A 25,212-nucleotide genomic window follows, 5' to 3' on the forward strand; every position below is an offset into this window, starting at 1 on the left:
GTGCATGGCCAGGGCACTGCTCATCACCGACGTCCAGAACGACTTCACCGAGGGCGGCGCGCTCGCGGTCGACGGGGGAGCGGCACTCGCCGAGCGGATCACCGCGTTCCTCCGTCGGCACGCCGACGAGTACGACGTCGTGGTCGCCTCCCGCGACTGGCACGACGCCACCGGGGACAACGGCGGACACTTCGCCGTGACCGACAGCCCGGACGGTTCGGACAGCCCGGACGGTCCGGACTTCCGGAACACGTGGCCGGTGCACTGCGTCGCCGACACACCCGGAGCCGAGTACCACCCGGCACTCGACCTGTCCTTCGTCGACGTCCACGTCCGCAAGGGGCAGGGTGAGCCGGCGTACTCGGCGTTCGAGGGCACGACCGACGCGGGGGCCGACCTCGTCGACGTCTTCTTCGACCGTGACGTGCACGCCGTCGACATCGTCGGCATCGCCACCGACCACTGCGTCCGGGCGTCCGCGCTCGACGGGGTCCACGCGGGTCTCGACGTCTTCGTCTACGAGGACCTCGTGGTGGGCATCGATCCGGCCAGCAGCGAGGCTGCGCTCGAGGAGGTCCGCGACGACGGCGGACACACCGGGCGCAGCGACATGGACGAGGGGCGTCAGCGCCCGGGAGGAGCGGTCCTGTGACCGACCAGACCACCAGCACCACGAACACCACCACCACGGACACCACCGCCACCAGCACGACGGTCGCGGACGCGCACGTCAGCGTCACCGACGTCCCCACCGGCCTCTTCATCGGCGGCTCTTGGCGTCCGGCCAGCGGCGGCGCGACCTTCGACGTCCGTGACCCGTCCACCGGCGCGGTCCTGGCGAGCGTCGCGGACGCCACCCCCGAGGACGGCATCGCCGCCGTGGACGCCGCCGTCGCCGCGCAGGCGGACTGGGCCGCGACCGCACCGCGGCGTCGCTCCGACCTGCTGCGGCGCACGTTCGACCTGGTGCACGAGCACGCGGACGACATCGCCGCGATCATGACGCTCGAGATGGGCAAGCCGCTCGGCGAGTCCCGCGGTGAGGTCGTCTACGGTGCCGAGTTCCTCCGGTGGTTCTCGGAGGAGGCCGTGCGCATCGGCGGCGACTACCGCACGACCCCCGAGGGCACCGGCCGCGGCATCGTCCTGAAGCGCCCGGTCGGCCCGGTGTACGCGATCACGCCGTGGAACTTCCCGCTCGCGATGGCGACCCGGAAGATCGCGCCGGCCCTCGCCGCCGGGTGCACCGTGGTGCTGAAGCCCGCCGACCTCACCCCGCTGACGACGCTGTACCTGGTCGAGCTGTTCCGCCGTGCCGGGCTGCCGGACGGTGTGCTCAACGTGGTGCCGGCCTCCGACGCGAAGGCCCTGTCCGCACCGGTGATCGCGGACCGGCGGCTCCGGAAGCTGACCTTCACGGGCTCGACCCCGGTCGGTTCGGCGCTGCTCAAGCAGGCGGCGGACAACGTGCTGAAGACGAGCATGGAACTCGGCGGCAACGCCCCGCTGCTGGTGTTCGACGACGCGGACCTCGACCGGGCGGTGGACGCGGCGATGCAGGCGAAGTTCCGCAACGTCGGCGAGGCCTGCACCGCCGCGAACCGCTTCTTCGTGCAGGAGGGCATCGCCGACGCGTTCACCGCGGCACTCTCGGAGCGGATCGACGCGCTGCGCATCGGCCGGGGTACCGAGGACGGCACGGACATCGGGCCGCTCATCGACTCCCGCGCGGTCGACAAGGCCGCGGGGCTCGTCGACGACGCCGTGGAGCGCGGCGCCCGACTGGTCACCGGCGGGCAGCGCGTCGACCGTGAGGGCACCTTCTACGCGCCGACGCTGCTGGACGACGTGCAGCCCGGCTCCGACATCCTGACGACCGAGATCTTCGGACCGGTCGTGTCGATCACCCGCTTCGCCACCGAGGAAGAGGGCATCCGGCTCGCGAACGACACCGAGTACGGCCTGGTCGCGTACGCGTTCACCGAGGACGTGCGCCGTGGGCAGCGTCTGGCCGAGCGCCTGGAGACGGGGATGCTCGGCTGGAACACGGGTGTCGTGTCGAACGCGGCGTTCCCGTTCGGCGGAGTGAAGGCCTCGGGTCTCGGTCGTGAGGGGTCGCACGAGGGCCTCGAGGAGTACCTCGAGACGGTCTACGTGCTGACCCCGGACCCCTTCGCCGCCTGACCCCTCCGCGAAACGCAACGTGGGCGGCACCACGCAACGGGATACCGCTGCGAGACGCCGCCCACGTTGCGTGTTGCGGGGAGGGTCTCAGACGAGGAGCTGGTGCTTCGCCAGGTCCCGGTAGAGCGGGGTGCTCTGCACGAGCTCCGAGTGGGTGCCGACACCGACGACGCGGCCGTGCTCGAGCACGACGATGACGTCCGAGTCCACCACCGTGGACAGCCGGTGGGCGATGACGAGCAGCGTGCGGTCCTCGGCGACCGCGTCGATCGCCATTCGCATCTTCTGCTCGTTCACGCCGTCGAGCGAGGACGTCGACTCGTCGAGCAGGAGGATCGGGGGAGCGGCGAGCAGGGCCCGGGCGATGGCCAGGCGCTGCCGTTCACCGCCGGAGAGCATCACGCCGTCCTCACCGACCTGCGCGTCGAGACCGCGGGGGTCGCGGTGCAGGACGTCGCCGAGGTTGACGGCCTCGAGCACGCGGACGCACTCCGACTCCGACGCGTCTGGCGACCCGAGCAGCAGGTTCGCGCGGATCGTGCCGGCGAGCACCGGGGCGTCCTGTTCGACGTACCCGATCTGCGCACGGAGCTCACCGCGGTCGAGTCCCCGGACGTCGAGACCACCGAGTCGGATGACGCCCTGGTTCGGGTCGTAGAACCGCTCGATGAGCGCCAGCGTGGTCGACTTGCCGGCACCGGACGGACCGACCAGGGCCACCCGAGAGCCGCGCGGGACGCTGAACGACACGTCGTGCAGCACGGCCTGGTCGGCACCGGCGGTCGCACCGTCCGCTCCGTCCGCGCCAACGCCGGCGGCACCGTCCGCCCCGACGGCGTTGGGGGACCCGGCGTACCGGAAGGTGACGTGCTCGAACGTGATGGCGTCGTCGGTGGCGATCGCCGTGGCCGGCCGGACCGCGGCGTCGTCCTGGTCCTCGGTCGGCAGGTGCAGGACCTCTTCGATGCGACCCAGCGCGCCGAGCGCCTGCGCCACGGCGACGACCGCGCCGAGTGCCTGACCGAGCGGCATGATCATCATGAAGAGCAGCAGGATGAACGTGATGAGGGTGGCGATGGTGATCGTCCCCGCCGCGACCTGCGCGCCGCCGATGCCGAGCACGGCGATGAACGCGACCTGCATGACGATGCTCGCGACCGGCACGACGAACGCCGACATCCGGGCGATGACGAGGCCGCGCTGGTACGCCTCGGTCGCGTGCTGGTCGACCTCGCTGACCTCGCGCGTGGTGGCACCCGCGGCGCGGATCGTGCGGACGGCACCGATGCCCCGTTCGACCGCGGCGGTGAGGTCGCCGACCTTCTCCTGCGCGGCCTTCGAGGCGACCCGGATGCGACGGCTGAGCCCGCCGACGACGACCACGGCGATGATCACGATGACGATCACGACCAGGAGGAGCAGCGGGTCGATGATCGCCATCGCGATCACGGCTCCGGTGAAGGTGAGTGCGCCACCGATGGACTCGATGAGCCCCTGCGTCAAGACGGCCCGGAGGAGCGTGGTGTCGCTGCCGACCCGGGACACCAGGTCACCGGTGCGCCGGACGTCGAACTCCGAGATGGGCAGGTTGAGGATCCGCGCGATGAGCTTCCGTCGGGTGGAGAGCACGACGCCCTCACCCGCACGCTGCAGCAGGAAGTGCTGCACGCCGTTGAGGACGCCGGCGACGAGCACCAGGACCACGAGCGCCCACACCAGCGTCGACATGCCGGTGCCCTGCTGGACGGCGGTCACGACCTGGTTGACGAGCAGCGGCTGCGCCAGGGACGCACCCGCCCCGAGGATGCTCAGCACGATGATGACGACCATCGCCGGCTTGTTCTCGAACAGGTAGGACAGCAGGCGGCCGAAGGTGGCGCGGGGCCCGTCGGTCTTCTTCGGGCGTGCGAACAGGATGCTCATCGTGCATCGATTGTCTCACCGCGGTACCGACAGACGGACGGGAGGTGCCCCACCGGTCGGTGGGGGAGCCTCCCGTCCGTCAGGTGCCGAGTTACGGCGCGACGCGCTCCGCGGCCGGCTGGTCGTCGTCGGCGGCGTCCGCGAGGTCGGTGCCGCGGGTCTCGCGGACGAGGAGCAGCGCGACCAGCGTGACGACGGCCGCGATCGTCAGGTAGAGGCCGACGAGGAAGATGTTGCCGTCCGGCTGCCACAGCTTCAGGGCGATCGACGGCGCGAGCGAGGCACCGAGGATCGACGCGACGTTGTACGCCAGCGCCGAGCCGGTGTAGCGGACGTCGGTCGGGAACAGCTCCGGCAGCAGCGCGCCCATCGGACCGAAGGTGAGCCCCATCAGCGACAGCCCGACGATGAGGAACGTGACGACCGTGATCGGGCCGTGCGCCGCCGCGAACCAGAACTGGAACGTCAGGCCGAAGAGCGCGATGCCGATGGTGGTCGGGATGAGCGTGCGACGACGGCCGAACCGGTCGGCGAGCATGCCGGCGATCGGCGTGCAGATCCCGAAGAACACGACGCCGATCATGAGCAGCGACAGGAACTCGCCGCGGGAGTAGCCGAGGCCGATCTGCGGGACGAGCTTCGAGCCGACGGTGCCGGTGGTGCCGTAGTTCAGCGTGAAGGTCGTCATGAAGTAGAAGAGCACGTAGGTGGCGACCATGCCGAAGGTGCCGACGAGGACCGCGCGCCACGAGGTGCGGAACACCCGGCCGAGCGGGATCTTCGCGACCGAACCGGACTCCTGGACACCGCGGAACACCGTGGACTCGACCAGGCGGAAGCGGACGTACAGCCCGATGAGGACGAACACCGAGGACACCAGGAACGGGATCCGCCAGCCCCACGCCTGGAAGTCGGCGTTCGGGCTGCCGTCGGCGCCGGCGGGCAGTGCCGCGTTGATGATGATGAACAGGCCGTTGGCGAGCAGGAAGCCGATCGGGGCACCGAGCTGCGGCATCGAGCCGAACACGCCGCGCTTGCCCTCGGGCGCGTTCTCGGTCGCGAGCAGTGCCGCGCCGGACCACTCGCCGCCGAGACCGACGCCCTGTGCGAAGCGGAGGACACCGAGGAGCACCGGCGCCAGGACCCCGACCGAGCCGAAGGTCGGCAGGCAGCCGATGAGGAACGTCGCGATCCCCATCACGAGCAGGGACGCGACGAGGGTGGTCTTCCGCCCGATGCGGTCACCGAAGTGCCCGAACAGGATCGACCCGACCGGCCGGGCGAAGAACGCCAGCGCGAACGTGACGAACGAGGACAGCTGCGATGCCGTCGGGTCCTCGTTCGGGAAGAACAGGGTGGGGAAGACCAGGACGGCGGCGGTCGCGTAGACGTAGAAGTCGTAGAACTCGATGGTGGTGCCGACGAGGCTCGCGACGACGACGCGGGAGCGCGGGTTCGTCTTCGGGGCGGAGGTGGTGGAGGCCGGTGCGGCGGACATGCGTGGAGGACCTTCGAGGTGCGCGCGCGTTCGAGGAGCGCTGCGGTGACCGGACGGCGGACTGCCGACGCGGTTCGCGCGGGGTGGCGCGGACACCGGGTCGGGTGCGTTCGGAGGTGGTGGTCCCGCTCGTGACGGGGTCATCAGTGTACGACGGATGTCGCGCAGCTGCGAATCGACCCCGAGCTGGCCGTCAGTTCGCCGTACTCGCCCGGCCCGCCCAGCCCGGCCGGTCAGGCTGCGCCGGTGTCCAGGTGCGACGGCAGCGTGTGGCCCATCCGGTCGCGCTTGGTGTCGAGGTACCCGGCGTTCTGCGCCGAGATCCCGACGACGAGCGGCACGAGGGAGTCCACCGTGATGCCGTGCTCGACCAGCTGCCGACGCTTCTCGGGGTTGTTCGAGAGCAGCCGCACGCGGGTGATGCCGAGGTCGGCGAGGATGCCCGCGGCCCCGCCGTACTCGCGGGAGTCGGCGGGCAGGCCGAGCGCCAGGTTGGCGTCGAGCGTGTCGAGACCGTCCTCCTGCAGGCGGTAGGCCTTGAGCTTGTTGATGAGGCCGATGCCGCGACCCTCGTGCCCCCGCAGGTACACGACGACCCCGCCCTCGGCGGCGATGGTGTCGAGTGCGGCGTCGAGCTGTGGCCCGCACTCGCACTTCAGCGATCCGAAGGCCTCGCCGGTCAGGCACTCCGAGTGCACGCGGACGAGTGCGCCGTCCGCGGGGGCCCGTCCGTCGGGCGTCTTCGCGATCACGGCGACGTGCTCGGCGCTCGTCACCAGGTCGCGGTAGGCCCGCATCTCGAAGAGGCCGTGGGTCGTGGGGACGTTCGTGGAGACTTCGAACGAGACCGGGCTCCCGGGAGTGGCGGAGGTCAGTGCGTCGGTCATGTGGTGCTCCGGTCGGTGGGGGCCCCGTCGACCGCGCCGTCGGACCGCTGCGGGACCGTGCGGGCGCGGACCAGCAGGTCGGGGCCGAGGCTGGACGTTGACATTACACGCAACATCCGCGCTGCGTGGATACTTCCCACCCCGATGTCGCCGAGTGCGACACGGGGTCCGCCGAGGAGGACGGGGGCCAGGTAGACGAGCAGTTCGTCGGCGAGTCCGGCGGCGATGAACGCGGATGCGACGGTCGGTCCGCCCTCGACGAGGACGCTGTGGACCCCGCGGTCGCGGAGGGTGTGGAGGGCGGCGTCGAGGTCGTGCCCGGGGATGGTGAGGACGCCGCGAGGGTGCCGGTGCAGGGCCGCGTCGGCGGGGAGCGGGCGGTCCCCGAGGACGACGGGCAGCGGCTGGTCGGCGAGGAACTCCCCGGCGTCGCCGCGGGCGGTCAGGCTCGGGTCGTCGGTCAGGGCGGTGCCGGTGCCGACGAGGACGGCGTCGTGCGCGGCGCGCTGCTCGTGCACGTGCTGCCGGGCCGCGGCGCCGGTGATCCACTGGCTCGTGCCGTCGGCGGCGGCGGCGCGGCCGTCCAGGCTGGCGGCCCACTTGACGGTCACCCACGGACGGCCGAGCCGGACCGAGAGCAGCCAGCGCTCGAGGAACGCCTCGGCCTGGTCGGCGAGCACGTCCGGCACGACGTCGACGCCGGCGGCACGCAGTCGGTCGGCACCGCCGTGGGCGGCCGGACCGGGGTCGTCGACGGCGTAGACGACGCGGGCGACACCGGCCTCGATGAGCGCGACGGAGCACGGCCCGGTCCGGCCGACGTGGTCGCAGGGTTCGAGGGTCACCACGGCGGTCGCGCCGCGGAGGTGCGCCGGGTCGACCTTGCCCATGGCGTCGACCTCGGCGTGCGGGGTGCCGGCACCGCGGTGCCAGCCCTCGCCGAGGACCCGGCCGTCGGGGGCGAGCAGGACGGCGCCGACCCGCGCGTGGTCGCCGACGACGGGGCCGCGGGCCGCGAGCTCGAGCGCGCGGTGCATCGCCCGGACCTCGGCGTCGCTGGCAGGGACGCCGCGCGGCTCCGGGGTCGTGTCGGGTGCGGTGTGGCTCACGGAGCGAGACTACCGGCGGGCCCCGACGTCGATCCGGGAGGCCAGGGCAGGTCCGACGCGGCGGTCCCGTCCGCACGCCGCAGGCCCTTCCACGCGGGCGCGGGCGAGCCGTCGCGGTTCGGCACGAGGGCGTCACCGCTGCCGGTGTACGCGAACCCGGCACGGCGGGCGACGGCGGCCGAGGCGGTGTTGCCGACGTAGCACTCCCAGTACACGTCGGGGGCGCCCTGCGCGAACGCCCAGTCCACGACGAGCTCCACGGCGTCCGACACGAGCCCCGCGCCACGGGCACCCGGCGCCAGCCAGAAGCCGAGGTCCCGGCGGGCGGTCCGGTAGCTGATCACGCCGTCGAGCCAGGTCGACCCCTGCCGCCGGATCGCCCACGTGTACTCACGGTCGGACGCCCACCCGGGGCCGACGAGTGCGTCGACGAAGGCCTGCGCGTCCTTGGCCCGGTAGGGCTGCGGGATCGTCGTCCAGCGGGCGATCTCCGGGTCCTGGCAGGCCTCGGTGATCGCGACCGTGTCCGCGCGCGTCGGCAGGTCGAGCCGCACCCGGGCCGACTCGAGCGTGACGGGGAGCACGGTCGGTCAGCGGGCGCGCGGCACGAAGCCGATGGCGTCGTACACGCGGGCGAGCGTGGCCTGGGCGATGGACTCGGCACGCGCGGCACCGACCTCGAGCAGGCGGTCCAGCTCGGCCGGGTCGTCGAGGAGCTCCAGCGTGCGGGCGCGCACCGGCTCGAGCTCGGCGACGACGGCGTCGGCCACCTCACCCTTCAGGTCGCCGTAGCCCTTGCCGACGAACGACGCCTCGAGCTCGGCGACCGGGGTGTGCGTGAACGCCGACAGGATCGCCAGCAGGTTCGTGACGCCGGGCTTCGCGGCACGGTCGGCCCGGATCTCCCGCTCGGTGTCGGTGACGGCCGACCGGATCTTCTTGGCCGTGCGCTTCGGGTCGTCGAGCAGGCGGATGAGGCCACTGTCGGACGCTGCCGACTTGCTCATCTTGCTCGAGGGGTCCTGCAGATCGTAGATGCGCGCTGTCTCGGCACCGATCCGTGCCTCCGGCACGACGAACGTGTCGCCGAACCGCGAGTTGAAGCGGCCGGCGAGGTCGCGCGTGAGCTCGACGTGCTGGCGCTGGTCGTCGCCGACGGGGACGACCGCCGTGTCGTAGAGCAGGATGTCGGCGGCCATCAGGACCGGGTACGTGAAGAGCCCGACCGAGGCGGCCTCGGCACCCTGACGCGCGGACTTGTCCTTGAACTGGGTCATCCGGCTGGCCTCGCCGAAGCCGGTCAGGGTGTTCAGCACCCAGGCGAGCTCGGCGTGCGCGGGGACGTGCGACTGCACGAACAGCGTCGAGCGCGAGGGGTCGATGCCGGACGCGATGTACTGCGCCGCCGTGGCACGCGTGCTGGCTCGGAGTTCGGCGGGGTCCTGCGGGGAGGTGATCGCGTGCATGTCGACCACGCAGTAGATCGCGTCGTGGTCGTCCTGCAGGTCACGCCACTGCATGAGCGCGCCGATGTAGTTGCCGAGGTGGAGCGAACCGGCCGAGGGCTGGATGCCGGAGAAGATGCGCGTGCTGGTCATGCGGGAGTCCTGGTGCTCGTGAGCGAGTGGGGGATCAGAGTTCGTAGTCGACGACCACGGGGGCGTGGTCGGACCATCGCTGGTCGTAGGCGGCGGCCCGGTCGACGGTGTACGAGGTCACCGTCGCGGCGAGCTCCGGCGTCGCGACCTGGTAGTCGATGCGCCAGCCGGAGTCGTTGTCGAAGGCCTGCCCTCGCCACGACCACCAGGTGTACGGCCCGTCGACGTCGCCGGCCTGCGCGCGCCCGACATCGACCCAGCCGAGACCGGGGCCGGTGCTGCCGTCGGCACCCTCGACCGGTTCGCCGTCGGCACCGAAGAAGCGGCTGAAGTAGGCACGTTCGCGCGGCAGGAACCCGGCACGCTTGACGTTGCCCTTCCAGTTCTTGATGTCCCGCTGGTCGTGGCCGACGTTGAGGTCACCGACGACGACGGCGAGTGGGTTGTGCTCGCGGAGGGCGGGCAGCCGCTTGGTCATCGCGTCGAGGAACTTCCACTTCTCGTCCTGCTTCGGGGTGTCGACCTCGCCCGAGTGCACGTAGGTCGAGACGACCGTGACGGTGCGTCCGCCGATCTCGTAGTCGGCCTCGATCCAGCGACCGGCGGAGTCGAAGTCCTCGGCACCGAGCTCGACGCGGTGCAGCTGTGCCCGGTGGCGGGAGGCGATGGCGACCCCGGCGCGGCCCTTCGCCGACGCGGGGTCGTGCACGACGTCCCACTCGTCGCCGAGCAGCCCGGTCAGGTCCTCGGTCGAGGCACGGACCTCCTGCAGGGCGAGCACGTCGACGTCACGGTCGGCGAGCCAGTCGCCCATCCCCTTCCGGAACGCGGCACGGATGCCGTTGACGTTGACGGTCGCGAGGCGCAGGCGTGTCATGCGGACCACCCTATCGGCGGCGTGCGACGGCCCGGACGACGGACGGGAGGCCCGGTACCAGCTGGTACCGGGCCTCCCGTCCGTCATGGGGTCGCGCAGCGCGACCGGCGCGGCTCAGGCCGCGTCGTGGTCCGTCTGCAGGAAGTCGACCAGGCTGTCCGCGGTGGTCTCGGCGTCGTCGCCGGACACGGTCAGCGTGACCTGGTCGCCGTTCTCGACGCCGAGGCCGAGGAGGCCGAGGATGCTGCCGGCGTTGGCCGACTTCTCGCCCTTGGCGATGGTGACCTGGTGGCCGGACGCGGTGACGGTCTGGACGAACAGCGACGCGGGGCGCGCGTGCAGGCCGGATGCGCTGGCGACGGTGACGGTGCGGGTGGCTTCGGACATCGATGGACTCCTGTCGATGGGTGGTGCGCTCATGGTAGCGAGCGCCTGGGGGGTGGTCCTGGTGGTCTCGTGTCCGGCAGGTCGTGGCGTCAGCCGCGTCCGGGCCAGAAGACCTCGGTGCCGGCGGCCTCGACCTCGCGCACCAGGTCCAGGTTGACGCCGGGGTCGGTGATGATCGTGTCGATCGCGGCGAGCGGTGCGACCCGGCCGAACTCCTCGCGTCCGAACTTGGTGTGGTCGGCGAGCAGGATGCTCCGGCGTGCGGACTTGATCATGGCGGACTTCACGGCGGCCTCGGCCATGTTGTGCGTGGTCAGGCCGCGCTCCGGGGTGATCCCGTTGATGCTGACGAAGGCGACGTCGACGCTCACCATGCCGATCAGCTGGTGGGTCCAGGTGCCGACCCCGGCGAGCGAGTCGCTCCGGATGTTGCCGCCGAGCAGGTGCAGGTCGATGCCCGGGCGGTTCGCGACCGCCATCGCCACGGGCAGCGAGTGCGTGACGACGGTCAGGCCACGGTCGGTGGGCAGCATCTCGGCGAGGCAGATCGTGGAGGTGCCGGCGTCGATCATCACCGAACCGTTCTCCGGCAGTTCGGCGAGGGCCGCCTCGGCGATCACCATCTTCTCGGTCTGGTTGATGCCGCCGCGGTCCCCGACGCCCGGGTGCAGGGTGATCCGTTCGACCGGGATCGCGCCGCCGTGGGCACGTCGGACGAGCCCGCGGCGCTCGAGGCTCGTCAGGTCGCGGCGGATCGTCTCCGGCGTGACGGCGAGCAGCTCGGCCAGGTCCTTGACGTCGACCCGGCCGTGGGCGCGCGCCTGTTCGACGATGCGCTGGTGGCGTTCTGGTGCGTACATCGGGCCTCATCTGGTCGAGCGGGTCGCTCGGGTCGGGCTGTGCGTCCGGGCGGTGCGTCCGGTCGGCGACGATCATGTGGAGCGGAACGGACATGCTCGGGCACGATCTGACCGGGCAGCCCGTCGCGGTCCGGAACCGCGGACGGAAACGGGCATCTGTTTCTGCATTTTTATCCCCGGATGTGTTTGTTTGTCAACGCGGCGCGATGTATGGTGCTGCAGAGCCGTCCGGTTGCAGCACGCGCCGGACACCGCACCGCCCCCGAACCACCCACCGCTGCTGCGCGTGAGATGAAGGAGTCTCCCCATGTCCGATCTGCTCGGAACCGGCGTCGGCCGCGGCGTTGCCCACGGCCCCGTGCTCCGGATGGCGGACCCGCTGGGAGCGCCCTCCATCGCACCGCTCGAGGGCTCGGCCGACGACGCCAAGCAGGCCGTGCACACCGCGCTCGCCGCGGTCGCCGAGGAACTGAACGAACGCGGACGCCTCGCCGGCGGCGACGCCCAGGCCGTGCTCGAGGCGCAGGCGCTGATGGCCCAGGACCCGACCCTGCTCGACGACGTGCACGCCCGCATCGACGGCGGCACGAACGCCGAGCGCGCCGTGCACGAGGCCTTCGCCCAGTTCCGCGACCTGCTCGTCGGCATGGGCGGCTACATGGGGGAGCGCGCCGCCGACCTCGACGACGTCGCCCAGCGCATCGTCGCGAAGCTCCGCGGTGTCCCGGCCCCGGGCGTGCCCGAGTCCGAGACGCCCTTCGTCCTCGTCGCCCGCGACCTCGCGCCGGCCGACACCGCCCTGCTCGACCTCGACAAGGTCCTGGCGCTCGTCACCCGTGACGGCGGACCGACCTCGCACACCGCGATCCTGGCCCGCGCCAAGGGCATCACCGCCATCGTCGGCGTCACCGGTGCCGACGACCTCGCCGAGGGTCAGCACGTGGTCGTCGACGCCGCTGCGGGCACGGTGGTCACCGAGCCGAGCGACGAACTCGTCGCCGACGTCGAGCAGCGCATCGCCGACCGCCGTGCCGCCCTGGCCGCACCGCTCACCGCCGGTGCCCTCGCCGACGGACACGTCGTGCCGCTCCTGGCGAACCTCGGCAGCCCCGCCGACGCCCAGGCCGCCGTCGACCTCGGCGCTGAGGGTGTCGGCCTGTTCCGCACCGAGTTCCTGTTCCTCGACTCGCCCAGCGCCCCCACCGTGGCGTCGCAGCAGGCGTCCTACGAGCAGCTGCTCCGCGCGTTCCCCGGCAAGAAGGTCGTCGTCCGGGCGCTCGACGCCGGTGCCGACAAGCCGCTGCCGTTCCTCACCGACAAGGACGAGGAGAACCCGGCGCTCGGCCGCCGCGGGCTCCGTGCCCTCCGGAACCACGAGCAGGTCCTCCGCGACCAGCTGACGGCACTCGCCCAGGCAGACGCCGCGACCGAGGCCGACCTCTGGGTGATGGCCCCGATGGTCGCCGACGCCGAGGAGACCGAGTACTTCGTCGACCTCGCCCGCGAACTCGGGATCCGCACCGCCGGCGTCATGGCCGAGGTTCCGTCCCTGGCGCTGATGGCCGAGCAGGTCCTGCGCTCCGCCGACTTCGTGTCGATCGGCACGAACGACCTGACCCAGTACACGATGGCCGCCGACCGCATGCTCGGCACCGTCGCGCACTACCAGGACCCCTGGCACCCCGCCGTCCTCCGACTCGTCGCCCAGCTCGGTGCGGCCGGAGCGGACGCCGGCAAGGCGGTCGGCATCTGCGGTGAGGCCGCGGCCGACCCGCTGCTCGCCGTCGTCCTCGTCGGCCTCGGCGCCACCACCCTCTCGATGACCCCCGCGGCCCTCGCCGACGTGCGTGCCGAACTCGGCAAGCACACCCTCGACGAAGCCCGCGAGATGGCCCGGGCGGCACTCGCCGCGAGCACGGCAGCGACCGCCCGGTCCGCTGCCGCCGCGGTGCACGCCGTCTGAGCCGGCACCACGCACCACGCACCACGCCCCACAGCACCCCACCCGATCCCTGCAGCAGCACCCCACACAGAGAGTCAACGCACATGACAACGTCGTCCGTTGCAGCGCCAGACACCCGCGACCAGTCGCGGGGTGGCGCTCGCGTCGCCGTCCAGAAGTTCGGCACGTTCCTGTCCGGCATGGTCATGCCCAACATCGCGATCTTCATCGCGTGGGGCATCATCACGGCCTTCTTCATCGAGACCGGCTGGACCCCGGTCGGCGTCCTCGGCGGCTTCGGTGAGACCGCCGGCGTGGCCAACCCCGGGCTCGTCGGCCCGATCCTGACCTACCTCATCCCGCTCGCGATCGCGATCCAGGGTGGCCGGATGGTCTACGAGACCCGCGGCGCCGTCGTCGGGTCGATCATGACCATGGGCGTCATCGTCGGGGCCAGCGGCACCACGATGATCCTCGGCGCGATGATCTGTGGTCCGCTCGGTGCGTACCTCATCAAGCAGATCGACAAGATCTGGGACGGCAAGATCAAGCCCGGCTTCGAGATGCTCGTGAACAACTACGCGGCCGGCATCCTCGGCTTCGCACTGGCGATGGTCGGGTTCTTCTGGCTCGCGCCGCTGTTCAAGCTCATCGCCGAGGGCCTCGGCGACGCCGTGAACTTCCTCGTGCAGCACTCGCTGCTGCCGCTCGCCAGCGTCATCATCGAGCCGGCGAAGGTGTTCTTCCTGAACAACGCGATCAACCACGGCGTGCTCGACCAGCTCGGTGCGCAGCAGGTCCAGGAGTCCGGCAAGTCGATCCTGTTCCTCCTCGAGGCGAACCCCGGCCCCGGTCTCGGCATCCTGCTCGCCTTCACCTTCTTCGGTGTCGGCATCGCCCGCTCGACCGCTCCCGGCGCGATCATCATCCAGTTCCTCGGCGGCATCCACGAGATCTACTTCCCGTACGTGCTGCAGAAGCCGATCCTCTTCATCGCGGTCATCCTCGGTGGTGCGACCGGTGTCGCGACCAACGTCGCCTTCCACTCCGGACTCGTCGCCCCGGCCTCCCCGGGCTCGATCTTCGCGGTGCTCGGTGCGACGGCGAAGGACAGCTTCGTCGGCGTCATCCTCTCGGTGGTCCTGTCGGCGGCCGTCTCCTTCGCGGTGGCGTCGTTCTTCCTCATCGCGACCCGCAAGCGTGACCTGGCCTCCGGCACCGGCGGCGACATGAGCGCCGCGATGGCGAAGCTCCAGCAGAACAAGGGCCGCGACGTGAACTCCGCGACCTCGGGCCTGCTCGGCAACAACTCCCCGGCGAACGAGGAAGAGGCCGAGGCCTCCCTCGGGGGCGTCGGTTCCGCCAGCACCGCCACGGCGACGCGCGTCGAGAACGTCGTCTTCGCCTGCGACGCCGGCATGGGCTCGAGCGCCATGGGTGCGAGTGTCCTGCGGAACAAGATCAAGAAGGCTGGTATCGAGGGTGTCACGGTCGCCAACAAGGCGATCGCGAACCTCTCGGGTGACGAGGACCTCATCATCACCCAGGAGGAGCTCACGGACCGTGCGAAGCAGAAGAACCCGAACGCGCAGCACGTGTCGGTCGGCAACTTCATGAACGCTCCGCAGTACGACCAGGTCGTCGACCAGCTGAAGAACCAGTAAGACAAGAGCACGATGGGGGAGGGGACGGGCGACCGTCCGCTCTTCCGCCGTCCACCACGAACAAGGAGAACCCGTATGCCCGTCCTGCAGGAGAGCCAGATCCGCATCCACACCGAGGACGCTGCGCCGACCAAGTCGGAGGCGATGAAGGAGGCGGCTGCGATCCTCCAGGAGGTCGGCGCGGTCACCGCGGACTACTACCCCGCCATGCTCGAGCGCGAGAAGAGCGTCTCGACGTACATGGGCAACTCCCTGGCGATCCCGCACGGCACGAACGACGCGAAGGACGCCATCAAGGCCTCCGCGCTGTCCTTCGTCCGCTACGCCACCCCGATCGACTGGGACGGCAACGACGTCCGCTTCGTCGTCGGCATCGCGGGCGTCAACAACGAGCACCTCGACATCCTCAGCAAGATCGCGATCGTGTTCTCGGACGAGGACCAGGTCCAGGCGCTGACCGACGCCCCCGACGTGGCCGCGATCCTCGCGATCCTCGGTGAGGTCAACGAGTGAGCACCGCCGTCCACTTCGGTGCGGGCAACATCGGCCGCGGCTTCGTCGGCCTGCTGCTCCACCAGGCCGGGTACGAGGTCGTCTTCGCCGACGTCGCCGCCCCGCTGATCGACGCCCTGGCCGCCGCCGACTCGTACACCGTGCACGAGGTCGGCACGGGCGCCCAGGACCACGTCGTCACCGGCTTCCGCGCCGTGAACAGCGCGCAGGACGAGGCCGGTGTCATCGCCGAGATCGCCACCGCCGACATCGTCACCTGCGCCGTCGGCCCGACCGTCCTGAAGTTCATCGCCCCCGTCATCGCGAAGGGGCTGCAGCAGCGCTCCGCCGACGCCGCCCCGCTCGCCGTGATGGCCTGCGAGAACGCGATCAACGCCACCGACCGCCTGCGCGAGTTCATCGTCGACGCGCTGCCGGAGGACGGGCGCGAGGACGTCCTGGCAAAGGCCGTCTTCGCGAACACCGCCGTCGACCGCATCGTGCCGGCGCAGGCACCGGGCGGTGGCCTGGACGTCACCGTCGAGACCTACTTCGAGTGGGCCATCGACCGCACCCCGTTCCACGGCGCCGAGCCGGAGCTGCCGGGTGCGCACTACGTCGACGGGCTCGCCGCGTCGATCGAGCGGAAGCTCTTCACGGTGAACACCGGGCACGCCACCGTCGCGTACCACGGGTTCCTCGCCGGTGCGGACAAGATATCCGACGCCGTCGCGATGCCTGCCGTCCGCTCCGCGCTCGAGGCCGTGCTCGCCGAGACGAGCGACCTGCTCGTCCGTCGCCACGAGCTCGACCCCGAGGTGCACCGCGCCTACGTCGAGGCCATCATCGGCCGCTTCGAGAACCCGCACCTGCCGGACACGGTCACCCGCGTCGGCCGCCAGCCGCTGCGGAAGCTCTCGCGCGACGAGCGCTTCGTCTCGCCGGCCGCCGCGCTGGCCGAGAGCGGCACCGAGCCGACCGCGCTCCTCGACGCGATGGGCGCCGCACTGCGGTTCGACGTCGCGGACGACGAGCAGAGCGTCGAGCTGCAGACGCTGCTGCGCTCGGACCGCTCGGACGCCGACATCGCGTCCGAGATCACCGGTCTCGGTGGCGAGCACCCGCTGCACGCCTCCTTCACGGGGCGGGTGGGCGCGGCGCGCGCCTGACGGACGTGACCGACTGACTGACGTGACCGCCTGACGCGGTCGTCTGACGGAACGGGAGGCCCGGTACCAGCTGGTACCGGGCCTCCCGTCCGTCTCGGCGTCCGTCCCCCCCTGCTCTGCTCGCCCGCTCGACGTGGCCGTCGCCGCCGCGAGTACCGTCGCGAGCATGACGAAGCAGTGGGTGGCCCCGCGTCCCGGCGGCAGTGACGTGTTCGAACTGGTCGACGTCGAGGTGCCGGCACCCGGCCCGGGCGAGGTGACCGTCCGCGTCCGCGCCGCAGGCATGAACCCCGCCGACGCGAAGCACACGCAGCGGGGCGACCCCGCCGACTTCCCGGTACCGATCGGGTACGAGGTCGCCGGTGTCGTCAGCGCCGTCGGACCCGACACGGCGATCGCCTCCGGGGCGGTCGCCGTCGGGGACGAGGTCGTGGCGTTCCGCGTCCGTGGCGGCTGGACCGAGGAGATCACGCTGCCCGCAGCGGACGTGTTCGCCAAGCCGGGCTCAATCGGGTTCCCGGAGGCCGCCAACCTGCTGCTCGCGGGAACCACGGCAGCGGACCTCATCCGCGTCACGGCCGTGCAGGCCGGCGACACCGTGCTCGTGCACGGCGCCTCCGGAGCCGTCGGCGTCAGCCTGCTCCAGCAGCTCCGAGCACTCGGTGCACGGGCGATCGGCACCGCCTCCGCGGCCAACGCCGACGCCGTCCGCGGCTTCGGCGGCGACTGGGTCGCCTACGGCGACGGACTGGAGGCCCGTGTCCGTGACCTCGCCGCCTCCGGTGTCGACGTGGCCCTGGACTGCGTCGGGTCCGACGAGGCCGTCGAGGTCTCGTTGGCCCTGGTGGCGGACCGGAGTCGCATCGCCACCATCGCCGCGTTCGGGCGGGCGGCGGACGCCGGCATCACCGCGATCGGTGGGGCGCAGCCGGACAGTGCCGCGTTCCGGGACTCGGTGCGAGCACGCCTCATCGACCTGGCGGGTCGCGGGGAGCTCGTCGTGCCGGTCGCCCGGACGTTCCCGCTGTCCGAGGCTCGGGCGGCCCTCGAACTGCTCGAGTCGGGGCACCCGGGCGGGAAGATCGCACTCCTGCCCTGACGGTCCAGCGGTGTCCTGGCCGGCCCTGCGGCGTGCTGTCGGGCACTGCTGTCGTGGCGATGCTGTCCTGGCGGCGTCCGGGCTGGCACACTGGACCCCAGCGCGCGGGGTCAGCGTGCGGGGGAGCAGGACGGACGGGGCACGGGTCCCGGCCTCCGGCGCCGCCGCCGAGGTCGTCGCGGGCACACCGACCCTGCACCCCGGAAGGAACCGCCGTGAGCGACCAGTACCCCCAGGACCCGTACGCCAAGCGGCCGGGTGACGAGCCCGACCCGTCGCAGGGGTCGCCGTACGGGCAGCAGCCGCCCGCGCAGTCCCCCTCCGGCCAGCAGCAGCCGCCGGCGCAGTCCCCGTACGGGCAGCCGTCGGGGCAGCAGGCTCCGTACGGGCAGCAGCCGCCAGCGCAGTCCTCGCCGTACGGCCAGCAGCCGCCGGCGCAGTCGCCCTACGGGCAGCCGTCGGGGCAGCAGGCTCCCTACGGGCAGCAGCCGCCGGCACAGTCGCCCTACGGGCAGCCGTCGGGACAGCAGGCACCGTACGGCCAGTCCAGCCAGTCCGGCCAGTACGGGCAGTACGGGCAGCAGGCCCCGTACGGTCAGCCCGGTCAGCCGGGTCAGTACGGACAGCAGCCGGGGCAGTTCGCCCAGCCGCCGTCGTACGGTCAGCAGGCGGCGACGCAGGGCGAGCCGCCGCTCTGGGCGCCGTGGTACGGCATCCCGTTCCCGAAGGCCTTCACGCGCTTCTGGAAGAAGTACGTGCGCTTCGACGGCCGCGCCAGCCGTGGCGAGTTCTGGTTCTGGGCGCTCTGGTGGGTCATCGGCAACTTCGCCACCAGCATCATCGACACCGTCATCGGCGGCGGTGCCAGCGGCGGCGACTCGAACGTGGTCGGCGGCCTCTGGGCACTCGCGACGTTCGTCGGCTTCATCGCGCTCACCGTGCGACGCCTGCACGATGTGAACTTCTCGGGCCTGCTGGCCCTGCTGTTCATCATCCCGCCGATCGGTGCCCTCTTCGCCATCGTCATCGGCTGCATCCCGTCCGTCCGCGAGGGCGCGCGCTTCGACCAGCCCGAGCGCGGCTGACCGACCCCTCCCGCACGACCCCGGGCGGCCCCACCACGCGGTGGGGCCGTCCTGCTTCGCCGTGGGACGCCCCTCGCTCGGGGGTGGTCGCCGTCGTCCGGGGCGACGGGGTACCTGGTTGACTCAGAGCCGAGCACCACTCGACACCAGGGAGACACCGTGAGCGACAACCCGCAGCAGCCGTCCGGTACGCCGGACCAGTACGGCCAGCAGCCGCATGGGCAGCAGGACCCGTACGGCCAGCCACAGGGCTACGGCCAGGCCGTCCAGACGGGGCCGAACGGGGAACCGCCGCTGTGGGCTCCGTGGTACGGCATCTCGCTCCCGAACGCGGCGAAGCGCTTCTTCCAGAAGTACGCCCGGTTCGACGGCCGTGCCAGCCGCAGTGAGTTCTGGTGGTGGTACCTGGTCAGCTCCGTCGTTTTCGCGGTGCTCTGGACCCTGGTCGGCATCGGGTTCGCCACGTCCGAGCGACAGACCGTCAGCACCGGGTACAGCTACTCGTCCGTCATGACGTCGCCGTCGCCCCTGTACCTCATCGCGTACTCGCTCGTGGGACTGGTGTCGCTCGCGATCCTGGTGCCGTCGTTGGCGCTGGCATGGCGACGTCTGCACGACGGGAACTTCGCCGGGCCGTTCTACCTGCTCGTCCTCATCCCGTTCGTCGGCCCGATCATCGTGCTCGTGCTGTTCCTCATGCCCTCGAAGCCGGAGGGTCAGCGCTTCGACCGCCCCGACCGCGGCTGACGCACCGCTCCACGACGAAGCCCTCCTGCCCCGGTCGGGGAGGAGGGCTTCGTCGTGCGGTGGACGGGAGGGGGTCAGACCACGCGGACGCGGGCCAGCGATCCGTCGACGACCAGATCGCGGACGGTCGACGTCGGGTTCGAGATCTCGAAGCGGAGCGCACCGCCCGGCTGGTCGAACCACGGCCGGACGAACCGGACGGTGACGAGGAACGGACGCTCGACGACGTAGCGGTGCACCTCGGGGGAGGCCGCCGTGTGCGGCGGCAGCGACCGTGCCGGCAACGGTGTCTCGAGCGGGTGCAGGAGGTAGCCGTCCGGTCCACCGATGCGGTCGACGGGCACCCCGGCGGGGATCTGGATGGTCAGGCCGGCATCTCCGGTGGCGGCGACCTGCTGCGCCAGCTGCGGGTAGGTCGACGCCGACCGGTCCCGCATCTGGTCGAGGTCGCTGCGACGGATGTCACGTGCGTCCGGGAACGGCCGGTTCAGGAAGCGTCGGAGCATCTCGACGGCGTCGGACTCGTTGCCGGCGGTGGCCAGGCGACGTGCGGTGCCGTAGTCGACGACCTCGAGCGCGAAGGAGCCGGCGTCGGCCGGGACGATGCGCAGGGCACCCTCCACCGGCGGCTCGTGGAGCGTCTCACCGGGGAGCTGCACGTACCGGACCGTGTAGCCGAGCTGATCCAGGATGGGGCGGGTGTCCGCGAACGTCATGAGCGGGAGCCTAGCGCGCCCGCCCATGACGTTCCTGTCGGCACCAGGGTCCTACGCCCGACCGCGCATGACGGCCTGCTTGACCTCGGAGATCGCCTTCGTCACCTGGATGCCACGCGGGCAGGCGTCGGTGCAGTTGAAGGTCGTGCGGCAACGCCAGACGCCCTCCTTGTCGTTGAGGATGTCCAGGCGCACGTCGGCCGCGTCGTCGCGGGAGTCGAAGATGAAGCGGTGCGCGTTGACGATCGCCGCCGGGCCGAAGTACTGGCCGTCCGTCCAGAACACCGGGCACGACGAGGTGCACGCGGCGCAGAGGATGCACTTGGTGGTGTCGTCGAAGCGGGCACGGTCGGCGACGGACTGGATGCGCTCCTTGCCCTTCTCCGGCGCCGACTTCGGCTGCAGGAACGGCTGGACCTCGCGGAACGACTTGAAGAAGGGCTCCATGTCGACGATGAGGTCCTTCTCGAGCGGCAGGCCCTTGATCGCCTCGACGTAGATCGGCTTCGAGATGTCGAGGTCCTTGATCAGCGTCTTGCACGCCAGGCGGTTGCGGCCGTTGATGCGCATGGCATCGGAACCGCAGACACCGTGCGCGCAGGAGCGGCGGAAGGTCAGCGACCCGTCCTGCTCCCACTTGATCTTGTGCAGCGCGTCCAGGATGCGGTCGGTCGGCAGCATCATGACGTCGAAGTCCTGCCAGCGCGGTTCGTCGTCCACGTCCGGGTCGAACCGCCGGACGATCACCGTGACGGAGAACGAGCCGGGAGGGGCGTCCTGCACGGTGTCGGTGCGGGGTGCGTCGGAGACCAGGGTGTCGGTCATCTCAGTACTTCCTCTCCATCGGCTGGTACCGGGTGATCACGACCGGCTTCCAGTCGAGCGTGATGTGGTCGTCGGCGAGGGACGAGTGCGGGTCACCGGTCAGGTACGCCATGGTGTGCTGCATGTAGTTCTCGTCGTCACGCTTGGGGTAGTCGTCGCGCATGTGCCCGCCACGCGACTCCTTGCGGTTGCGGGCGGAGTAGACGACGACCTCGGCCAGGTCGAGCAGGAACCCGAGCTCGACCGCCTCGAGCAGATCGGTGTTGAACCGCTTGCCCTTGTCCTGCACCGAGACCTGCATGAAGCGGTTGCGGAGCGTGTGGATGGTCTCGGTCACCCGGGCGAGCGACTCGTCGGTCCGGAACACCTGTGCGTTCTTGTCCATCTCCTCCTGCAGCTCCTTGCGCAGCACGGAGACGCGTTCGGTCCCGGTGGAGGCCCGGAGCTGCTCGAGCATGCCGCGCACGTTCGCCGCGGGGTCCTCGGGCAGCGGCAGGAACTCGGCCGTCTGGACGTACTCGGCGGCGTTGTTGCCGGAGCGCTTGCCGAACACGTTGATGTCGAGCAGCGAGTTCGTGCCGAGACGGTTCGAGCCGTGCACCGAGACGCAGGCGCACTCGCCGGCGGCGTAGAGGCCCGGGACGACGGTGTCGTTGTCGGAGAGGACCTCGGCCTTGACGTTCGTCGGGATGCCACCCATGGCGTAGTGGGCGGTCGGCATCACCGGCACCGGTTCGACCACCGGGTCGACCCCGAGGTAGGTGCGGGCGAACTCGGTGATGTCGGGCAGCTTCGTCTCGAGCACCTCGGCGCCCAGGTGCGTGCAGTCGAGCAGCACGTAGTCCTTGTTCGGCCCCGCACCACGGCCCTCGGCGACCTCCTGCACCATGCAACGGGCGACGATGTCGCGCGGTGCCAGGTCCTTGATGGTCGGGGCGTAGCGCTCCATGAAGCGCTCGCCCGAGGCGTTGCGGAGGATCGCGCCCTCACCACGGGCACCCTCGGTCAGCAGGATGCCGAGGCCCGCGAGCCCGGTCGGGTGGAACTGGAAGAACTCCATGTCCTCGAGCGGCAGGCCGGTGCGCCAGACGATGCCGACGCCGTCGCCGGTCAGGGTGTGGGCGTTCGAGGTGGTCTTGTACATCTTGCCGAAGCCGCCGGTCGCGAAGACCATCGCCTTGGCGTGGAACACGTGGAGCTCGCCGGTGGAGAGCTCGAACGCGACGACGCCGGCCGGCTGCTTGCGGGTGACGCCGTCGTCGCCCACCACGTCGACCATGATGAGGTCGAGCGCGTAGAACTCGTTGAAGAAGTTCACGCCGAGCTTCACGCAGTTCTGGAACAGCGTCTGCAGGATCATGTGGCCGGTGCGGTCAGCGGCGTAGCAGGCGCGGCGGACCGGGGCCTTGCCGTGGTCGCGGGTGTGGCCGCCGAAGCGTCGCTGGTCGATCTTGCCCTCGGGCGTGCGGTTGAACGGCAGGCCCATGTTCTCGAGGTCGATGACCGCGTCGATGGCTTCCTTCGCCAGGATCTCGGCGGCGTCCTGGTCGACCAGGTAGTCGCCGCCCTTGATCGTGTCGAAGGTGTGCCACTCCCACGAGTCCTCTTCGACGTTCGCGAGCGCGGCTGCCATGCCGCCCTGCGCCGCCCCGGTGTGGGATCGCGTCGGGTAGAGCTTCGAGATGACGGCGGTCTTCGCCTTCGGGCCGGCTTCGATGGCGGCCCGCATGCCGGCGCCTCCTGCGCCGATGATGACGATGTCGAACTGGTGGTGGTGCACGGTGATGTCGGTCACTGGGGTCTTTCGATCAGGAGGCGGAGCGAGCGAGAACGGGTCGCCAGCGCGGGATGACGCGGGCGGCGGGCTACGGCGCCGGGCAGAACGAGGGCAGGTCCGCGGCCGCAGCGCCGGCCGGGCACGGGTCGAAGGTCCAGCACACCAGGGTGCCGAGGACGATCAGGAGCACGCAGGCGACCAGGACGGCACCGAGCAGGGTCTTCCGGACCCCGGGCTTCGCGACGTAGTCGTTGATGATCGTGCGCATGCCGTTCGAGCCGTGGATCAGCGCGAGCCAGAGCATCAGCGTGTCCCAGATCTGCCAGAACGGGCTCGCCCACTTGCCGGCGACGAAGGCGAAGTCGATCTGCTTGACGCCTTCGCCGGCGACCATGTTCACGAACAGGTGGCCGAAGATGAGGACGACGAGCAGGACGCCCGACGCCCGCATGTAGATCCAGCCCCACTTCTCCCAGTTGGTGGTGCGGCGGGCGGCGTCGGCGCTGCGGGGCGGTGCGATGGTCTCGGTGGTCATGACAGCCCTCGGTTCAGTTGAAGTCGGCGACGAGGTTCATGAGCTGACGCGGCAGGAAGCCCGCGATCGCCACGGCCCAGAGCACGAGGACGACCCAGAACATGGCCCGCTGGTACTTCGGCCCCTTCGACCAGAAGTCGATGAGGATGATCCGCAGCCCGTTGAACGCGTGGAACACGATGGCGGCGACGAGGGCGATCTCGCCGATGTTCATCAGCGGCGTCTTGTACGTGCCGATGACGGCGTTGTAGGCCTCGGGCGAGAGCCGGACCAGTGCCGTGTCGAGGATGTGCACGAGCAGGAAGAAGTAGATCGCGACGCCGGTGATCCGGTGCAGCACCCACGACCACATCCCGACCGAGCCGCGGTACAGCGTGCCCTGCGGCGCGCGCGTCCGAGGTGCGTCGATCGACGTCCCGTCGATGGTCACCTGCGGGGTGGCTGTCGCCGTCCCGCCTGCGGTCTGCTCGGCCATGAGCTCGCCTTCCCGTAGGTCTGGCGCACCGATCGGCGCGCCGTTGCCGTCGTGTTCGTGTGGAACGACACCATCCTACGTCCGAGCACCGACCTTCTCGTGCCACACCGTGCGGGCGGCGCGGGTCGCGGCCGGCGGAGCGCCGATCGTCCGGGCCGTCTCGTGGTGTGCGAGCAGTTCGTCACCGACCGCCTCCCACGTCGTGCCCTCGACCCGGAGCCGCCCCGCGGAACCCATCCGCTCCGCGAGCGCACGGTCGGCGTGCAACCGGGCGACGGCACCGCGGAGGGCGAGCGGCGCCTCCGGGTCGTACAGCTCGCCGTCGAGACCCGGGGACACCAGGTCGAGCGGTCCTCCGGAGGCCGGGGCCACCACCGGCAGGCCGGCCGCGTGGGCCTCCTGCAGGGTCTGCCCGAACGTCTCGGCGGCCCCGGTGTGCACGAACACGTCGAGCATCGCGTAGGCATCCGCGAGCGCGTCGCCGCGCAGGGGACCGGTGAAGGTCACGTCCAGGTGGCGCAGGCGTCGTTCCAGGAGCGCCCGGGAGGGCCCCCCTCCGGCGACCACGACCCGGATGCCCGGCATGCCGCCGAGTTCCGCGAGCCGTTCGACCTCCTTCTCCGGTGCCAGCCGGCCCACGTAGCCGACGATGGTCTCGCCGCGCGGGGCGATCCGTCGGCGCGCGGCCCGGACGTGGCCGGAGGAACGACGGTCCGGGTGGAAGAGGGTCGTGTCCACGCCGCGGCCCCAGCGGGCCACCCGGGGGACGCCCTCCTCGGCGAGCATCGCGGCCGTCGCCGACGACGGAGCCAGCGTCAGCGACGCTCCCGCGTGGATGCGTCCGAGGACCCGGCGGACGAGCGGGGCCGCCGCGGACAGGCCGTTGCGTCGTGCGAACCCGGCCACGTCGGTCTGGAAGACGGCGACGGAGGGGATGCCGAGCCTCCCGGCCGCCGTGATCGCACGTCCGCCCAGCAGGAACGGGCTCGCCGCGTGCAGCACGTCGGCGCCGGAGGCGGCGAGGATCGTGTCGAGCACCGGGTGCGGGAGCGCGACCGGGAACTGCCGGTACGCGACGGCCGGGATCCGGTGCACGTCGAAGCCCAGGTGCCGCTCCTGTTCGGAGCGTGACCGCCAGGCCGCCAGGCCGGGCGTGTCCGGGGCGATGACCACGGCCCGGTGGCCGCGACGTCGCAGGTGCTCGAGCACCGCGAGGACGCTCGTGGTGACGCCGTTGAGGGTGGGCAGGAAGCTCTCGGTGACGACGGCGACGGTCCTGGGGGACTCGGTGCCTCGTTCCATGCTGCGTGCGTTCATGGCACGGCCCATGCTCACGGCGACGCGTGGACGACCGGGGGGAACA

The 25,212-nt window shown here is 71.2% G+C and carries 23 protein-coding genes and 1 pseudogene; 9 read left to right on the forward strand and 15 right to left on the reverse strand.

Annotation, left to right across the window (positions count from 1 at the left end):
- Positions 1 to 4: 4 nt before the first annotated feature.
- Positions 5 to 652 (forward strand): isochorismatase family protein, encoded by a 648-nt coding sequence (locus JOD51_RS05890; protein ID WP_204607438.1) that lies wholly within the window; start codon positions 5 to 7, stop codon positions 650 to 652.
- Positions 649 to 2,184, forward strand: coding sequence for an NAD-dependent succinate-semialdehyde dehydrogenase (locus tag JOD51_RS05895; protein ID WP_204607439.1), 1,536 nt, complete (start codon positions 649 to 651; stop codon positions 2,182 to 2,184). Before JOD51_RS05890 ends, JOD51_RS05895 begins: the two co-directional genes overlap by 4 nt.
- An 87-nt stretch (positions 2,185 to 2,271) precedes the next feature.
- On the opposite strand, the gene JOD51_RS05900 is transcribed toward JOD51_RS05895, so the two are convergent.
- From JOD51_RS05900 to JOD51_RS05940, 9 genes and pseudogenes are all read right to left on the reverse strand, one after another.
- Positions 2,272 to 4,107: an ABC transporter ATP-binding protein gene (locus JOD51_RS05900; protein ID WP_204607440.1), complete on the reverse strand. Its 1,836-nt coding sequence runs from the start codon at positions 4,105 to 4,107 to the stop codon at positions 2,272 to 2,274.
- A 91-nt stretch (positions 4,108 to 4,198) separates the two neighbouring features.
- A complete protein-coding gene (locus JOD51_RS05905) occupies positions 4,199 to 5,605 on the reverse strand; it encodes an MFS transporter (protein WP_204607441.1) in 1,407 nt (468 codons plus the stop codon).
- A gap of 233 nt (positions 5,606 to 5,838) precedes the next feature.
- Positions 5,839 to 6,459 (reverse strand): annotated as a pseudogene (gene ribA, locus JOD51_RS05910) (GTP cyclohydrolase II); the annotation flags it as partial.
- 29 nt (positions 6,460 to 6,488) lie between these two features.
- A complete protein-coding gene (gene ribD, locus JOD51_RS05915; protein ID WP_204610885.1) occupies positions 6,489 to 7,529 on the reverse strand; it encodes a bifunctional diaminohydroxyphosphoribosylaminopyrimidine deaminase/5-amino-6-(5-phosphoribosylamino)uracil reductase RibD in 1,041 nt (346 codons plus the stop codon).
- Between the two features lie 68 nt (positions 7,530 to 7,597).
- Positions 7,598 to 8,185 carry a GNAT family N-acetyltransferase gene (locus JOD51_RS05920; RefSeq protein WP_204607443.1) on the reverse strand — a complete coding sequence of 196 codons (588 nt, stop codon included), beginning with the start codon at positions 8,183 to 8,185 and terminating at the stop codon, positions 7,598 to 7,600.
- A gap of 6 nt (positions 8,186 to 8,191) precedes the next feature.
- Complete coding sequence (trpS, locus tag JOD51_RS05925; RefSeq protein ID WP_204607444.1) at positions 8,192 to 9,199, reverse strand: tryptophan--tRNA ligase; 1,008 nt, start codon at positions 9,197 to 9,199, stop codon at positions 8,192 to 8,194.
- A gap of 34 nt (positions 9,200 to 9,233) precedes the next feature.
- Positions 9,234 to 10,076: an exodeoxyribonuclease III gene (locus JOD51_RS05930; RefSeq protein ID WP_204607445.1), complete on the reverse strand. Its 843-nt coding sequence runs from the start codon at positions 10,074 to 10,076 to the stop codon at positions 9,234 to 9,236.
- Between the two features lie 114 nt (positions 10,077 to 10,190).
- Positions 10,191 to 10,463 carry an HPr family phosphocarrier protein gene (locus JOD51_RS05935; protein WP_111074289.1) on the reverse strand — a complete coding sequence of 91 codons (273 nt, stop codon included), beginning with the start codon at positions 10,461 to 10,463 and terminating at the stop codon, positions 10,191 to 10,193.
- 89 nt (positions 10,464 to 10,552) lie between these two features.
- Complete coding sequence (locus JOD51_RS05940) at positions 10,553 to 11,323, reverse strand: DeoR/GlpR family DNA-binding transcription regulator (RefSeq protein ID WP_204607446.1); 771 nt, start codon at positions 11,321 to 11,323, stop codon at positions 10,553 to 10,555.
- 307 nt (positions 11,324 to 11,630) lie between these two features.
- Between JOD51_RS05940 and ptsP the strand changes: the two genes are divergently transcribed.
- The 7 genes from ptsP (at position 11,631) to JOD51_RS05975 (ending at position 19,521) form a co-directional block, all read left to right on the forward strand.
- Positions 11,631 to 13,286, forward strand: a complete 1,656-nt coding sequence (gene ptsP / locus JOD51_RS05945; protein ID WP_204607447.1) for a phosphoenolpyruvate--protein phosphotransferase — start codon at positions 11,631 to 11,633, stop codon at positions 13,284 to 13,286.
- 83 nt (positions 13,287 to 13,369) lie between these two features.
- The gene (locus JOD51_RS05950) at positions 13,370 to 14,929 is read left to right on the forward strand and encodes a PTS mannitol transporter subunit IIBC (protein ID WP_204607448.1); all 1,560 of its coding nucleotides are present in this window, start codon (positions 13,370 to 13,372) and stop codon (positions 14,927 to 14,929) included.
- A gap of 75 nt (positions 14,930 to 15,004) precedes the next feature.
- Positions 15,005 to 15,442: a PTS mannitol transporter subunit IIA gene (locus JOD51_RS05955; protein WP_111074286.1), complete on the forward strand. Its 438-nt coding sequence runs from the start codon at positions 15,005 to 15,007 to the stop codon at positions 15,440 to 15,442.
- Positions 15,439 to 16,590, forward strand: a complete 1,152-nt coding sequence (locus JOD51_RS05960; RefSeq protein WP_204607449.1) for a mannitol-1-phosphate 5-dehydrogenase — start codon at positions 15,439 to 15,441, stop codon at positions 16,588 to 16,590. The genes JOD51_RS05955 and JOD51_RS05960 overlap by 4 nt, the downstream gene beginning before the upstream one ends.
- 166 nt (positions 16,591 to 16,756) lie before the next feature.
- Positions 16,757 to 17,689, forward strand: a complete 933-nt coding sequence (locus JOD51_RS05965; protein WP_204607450.1) for an NADP-dependent oxidoreductase — start codon at positions 16,757 to 16,759, stop codon at positions 17,687 to 17,689.
- A gap of 215 nt (positions 17,690 to 17,904) precedes the next feature.
- A complete protein-coding gene (locus JOD51_RS17520; protein WP_307839405.1) occupies positions 17,905 to 18,774 on the forward strand; it encodes a DUF805 domain-containing protein in 870 nt (289 codons plus the stop codon).
- Between the two features lie 159 nt (positions 18,775 to 18,933).
- The gene (locus tag JOD51_RS05975; RefSeq protein ID WP_204607451.1) at positions 18,934 to 19,521 is read left to right on the forward strand and encodes a DUF805 domain-containing protein; all 588 of its coding nucleotides are present in this window, start codon (positions 18,934 to 18,936) and stop codon (positions 19,519 to 19,521) included.
- Positions 19,522 to 19,595: 74 nt separating this feature from the next.
- On the opposite strand, the gene JOD51_RS05980 is transcribed toward JOD51_RS05975, so the two are convergent.
- From JOD51_RS05980 to JOD51_RS06005, 6 genes are all read right to left on the reverse strand, one after another.
- On the reverse strand, positions 19,596 to 20,237 hold the full coding sequence (locus JOD51_RS05980; RefSeq protein ID WP_204607452.1) for a TNT domain-containing protein: 642 nt from the start codon (positions 20,235 to 20,237) through the stop codon (positions 19,596 to 19,598).
- A 51-nt stretch (positions 20,238 to 20,288) separates the two neighbouring features.
- Positions 20,289 to 21,062: a succinate dehydrogenase iron-sulfur subunit gene (locus tag JOD51_RS05985; protein ID WP_110902701.1), complete on the reverse strand. Its 774-nt coding sequence runs from the start codon at positions 21,060 to 21,062 to the stop codon at positions 20,289 to 20,291.
- 1 nt (position 21,063) lies between these two features.
- A complete protein-coding gene (gene sdhA, locus JOD51_RS05990; protein ID WP_111237726.1) occupies positions 21,064 to 22,857 on the reverse strand; it encodes a succinate dehydrogenase flavoprotein subunit in 1,794 nt (597 codons plus the stop codon).
- Between the two features lie 70 nt (positions 22,858 to 22,927).
- Positions 22,928 to 23,374 (reverse strand): succinate dehydrogenase, hydrophobic membrane anchor protein, encoded by a 447-nt coding sequence (gene sdhD / locus JOD51_RS05995; protein ID WP_204607453.1) that lies wholly within the window; start codon positions 23,372 to 23,374, stop codon positions 22,928 to 22,930.
- 13 nt (positions 23,375 to 23,387) lie between these two features.
- Positions 23,388 to 23,849, reverse strand: a complete 462-nt coding sequence (sdhC, locus tag JOD51_RS06000; RefSeq protein ID WP_259558978.1) for a succinate dehydrogenase, cytochrome b556 subunit — start codon at positions 23,847 to 23,849, stop codon at positions 23,388 to 23,390.
- Positions 23,850 to 23,924: 75 nt separating this feature from the next.
- Positions 23,925 to 25,166 carry a glycosyltransferase family 4 protein gene (locus JOD51_RS06005; RefSeq protein ID WP_239539792.1) on the reverse strand — a complete coding sequence of 414 codons (1,242 nt, stop codon included), beginning with the start codon at positions 25,164 to 25,166 and terminating at the stop codon, positions 23,925 to 23,927.
- Positions 25,167 to 25,212 lie beyond the last annotated feature (46 nt).

The organism is Curtobacterium herbarum, from assembly GCF_016907335.1.
Taxonomy (GTDB): domain Bacteria; phylum Actinomycetota; class Actinomycetes; order Actinomycetales; family Microbacteriaceae; genus Curtobacterium; species Curtobacterium herbarum.

Bases quoted from the DNA above. Each gene is read 5' to 3' on its own strand.
- JOD51_RS05890 (WP_204607438.1), top strand. From the start codon at position 5: ATGGCCAGGGCACTGCTCATCACCGACGTCCAGAACGACTTCACCGAG.
- JOD51_RS05900 (WP_204607440.1), bottom strand. From the start codon at position 4,107: ATGAGCATCCTGTTCGCACGCCCGAAGAAGACCGACGGGCCCCGCGCC.
- JOD51_RS05905 (WP_204607441.1), bottom strand. From the start codon at position 5,605: ATGTCCGCCGCACCGGCCTCCACCACCTCCGCCCCGAAGACGAACCCG.
- ribD (WP_204610885.1), bottom strand. From the start codon at position 7,529: ATGCACCGCGCGCTCGAGCTCGCGGCCCGCGGCCCCGTCGTCGGCGAC.
- trpS (WP_204607444.1), bottom strand. From the start codon at position 9,199: ATGACCAGCACGCGCATCTTCTCCGGCATCCAGCCCTCGGCCGGTTCG.
- JOD51_RS05930 (WP_204607445.1), bottom strand. From the start codon at position 10,076: ATGACACGCCTGCGCCTCGCGACCGTCAACGTCAACGGCATCCGTGCC.
- JOD51_RS05935 (WP_111074289.1), bottom strand. From the start codon at position 10,463: ATGTCCGAAGCCACCCGCACCGTCACCGTCGCCAGCGCATCCGGCCTG.
- JOD51_RS05940 (WP_204607446.1), bottom strand. From the start codon at position 11,323: ATGTACGCACCAGAACGCCACCAGCGCATCGTCGAACAGGCGCGCGCC.
- ptsP (WP_204607447.1), top strand. From the start codon at position 11,631: ATGTCCGATCTGCTCGGAACCGGCGTCGGCCGCGGCGTTGCCCACGGC.
- JOD51_RS05950 (WP_204607448.1), top strand. From the start codon at position 13,370: ATGACAACGTCGTCCGTTGCAGCGCCAGACACCCGCGACCAGTCGCGG.
- JOD51_RS05955 (WP_111074286.1), top strand. From the start codon at position 15,005: ATGCCCGTCCTGCAGGAGAGCCAGATCCGCATCCACACCGAGGACGCT.
- JOD51_RS05965 (WP_204607450.1), top strand. From the start codon at position 16,757: ATGACGAAGCAGTGGGTGGCCCCGCGTCCCGGCGGCAGTGACGTGTTC.
- JOD51_RS05980 (WP_204607452.1), bottom strand. From the start codon at position 20,237: ATGACGTTCGCGGACACCCGCCCCATCCTGGATCAGCTCGGCTACACG.
- JOD51_RS05985 (WP_110902701.1), bottom strand. From the start codon at position 21,062: ATGACCGACACCCTGGTCTCCGACGCACCCCGCACCGACACCGTGCAG.
- sdhD (WP_204607453.1), bottom strand. From the start codon at position 23,374: ATGACCACCGAGACCATCGCACCGCCCCGCAGCGCCGACGCCGCCCGC.
- sdhC (WP_259558978.1), bottom strand. From the start codon at position 23,849: ATGGCCGAGCAGACCGCAGGCGGGACGGCGACAGCCACCCCGCAGGTG.
- JOD51_RS06005 (WP_239539792.1), bottom strand. From the start codon at position 25,166: ATGAACGCACGCAGCATGGAACGAGGCACCGAGTCCCCCAGGACCGTC.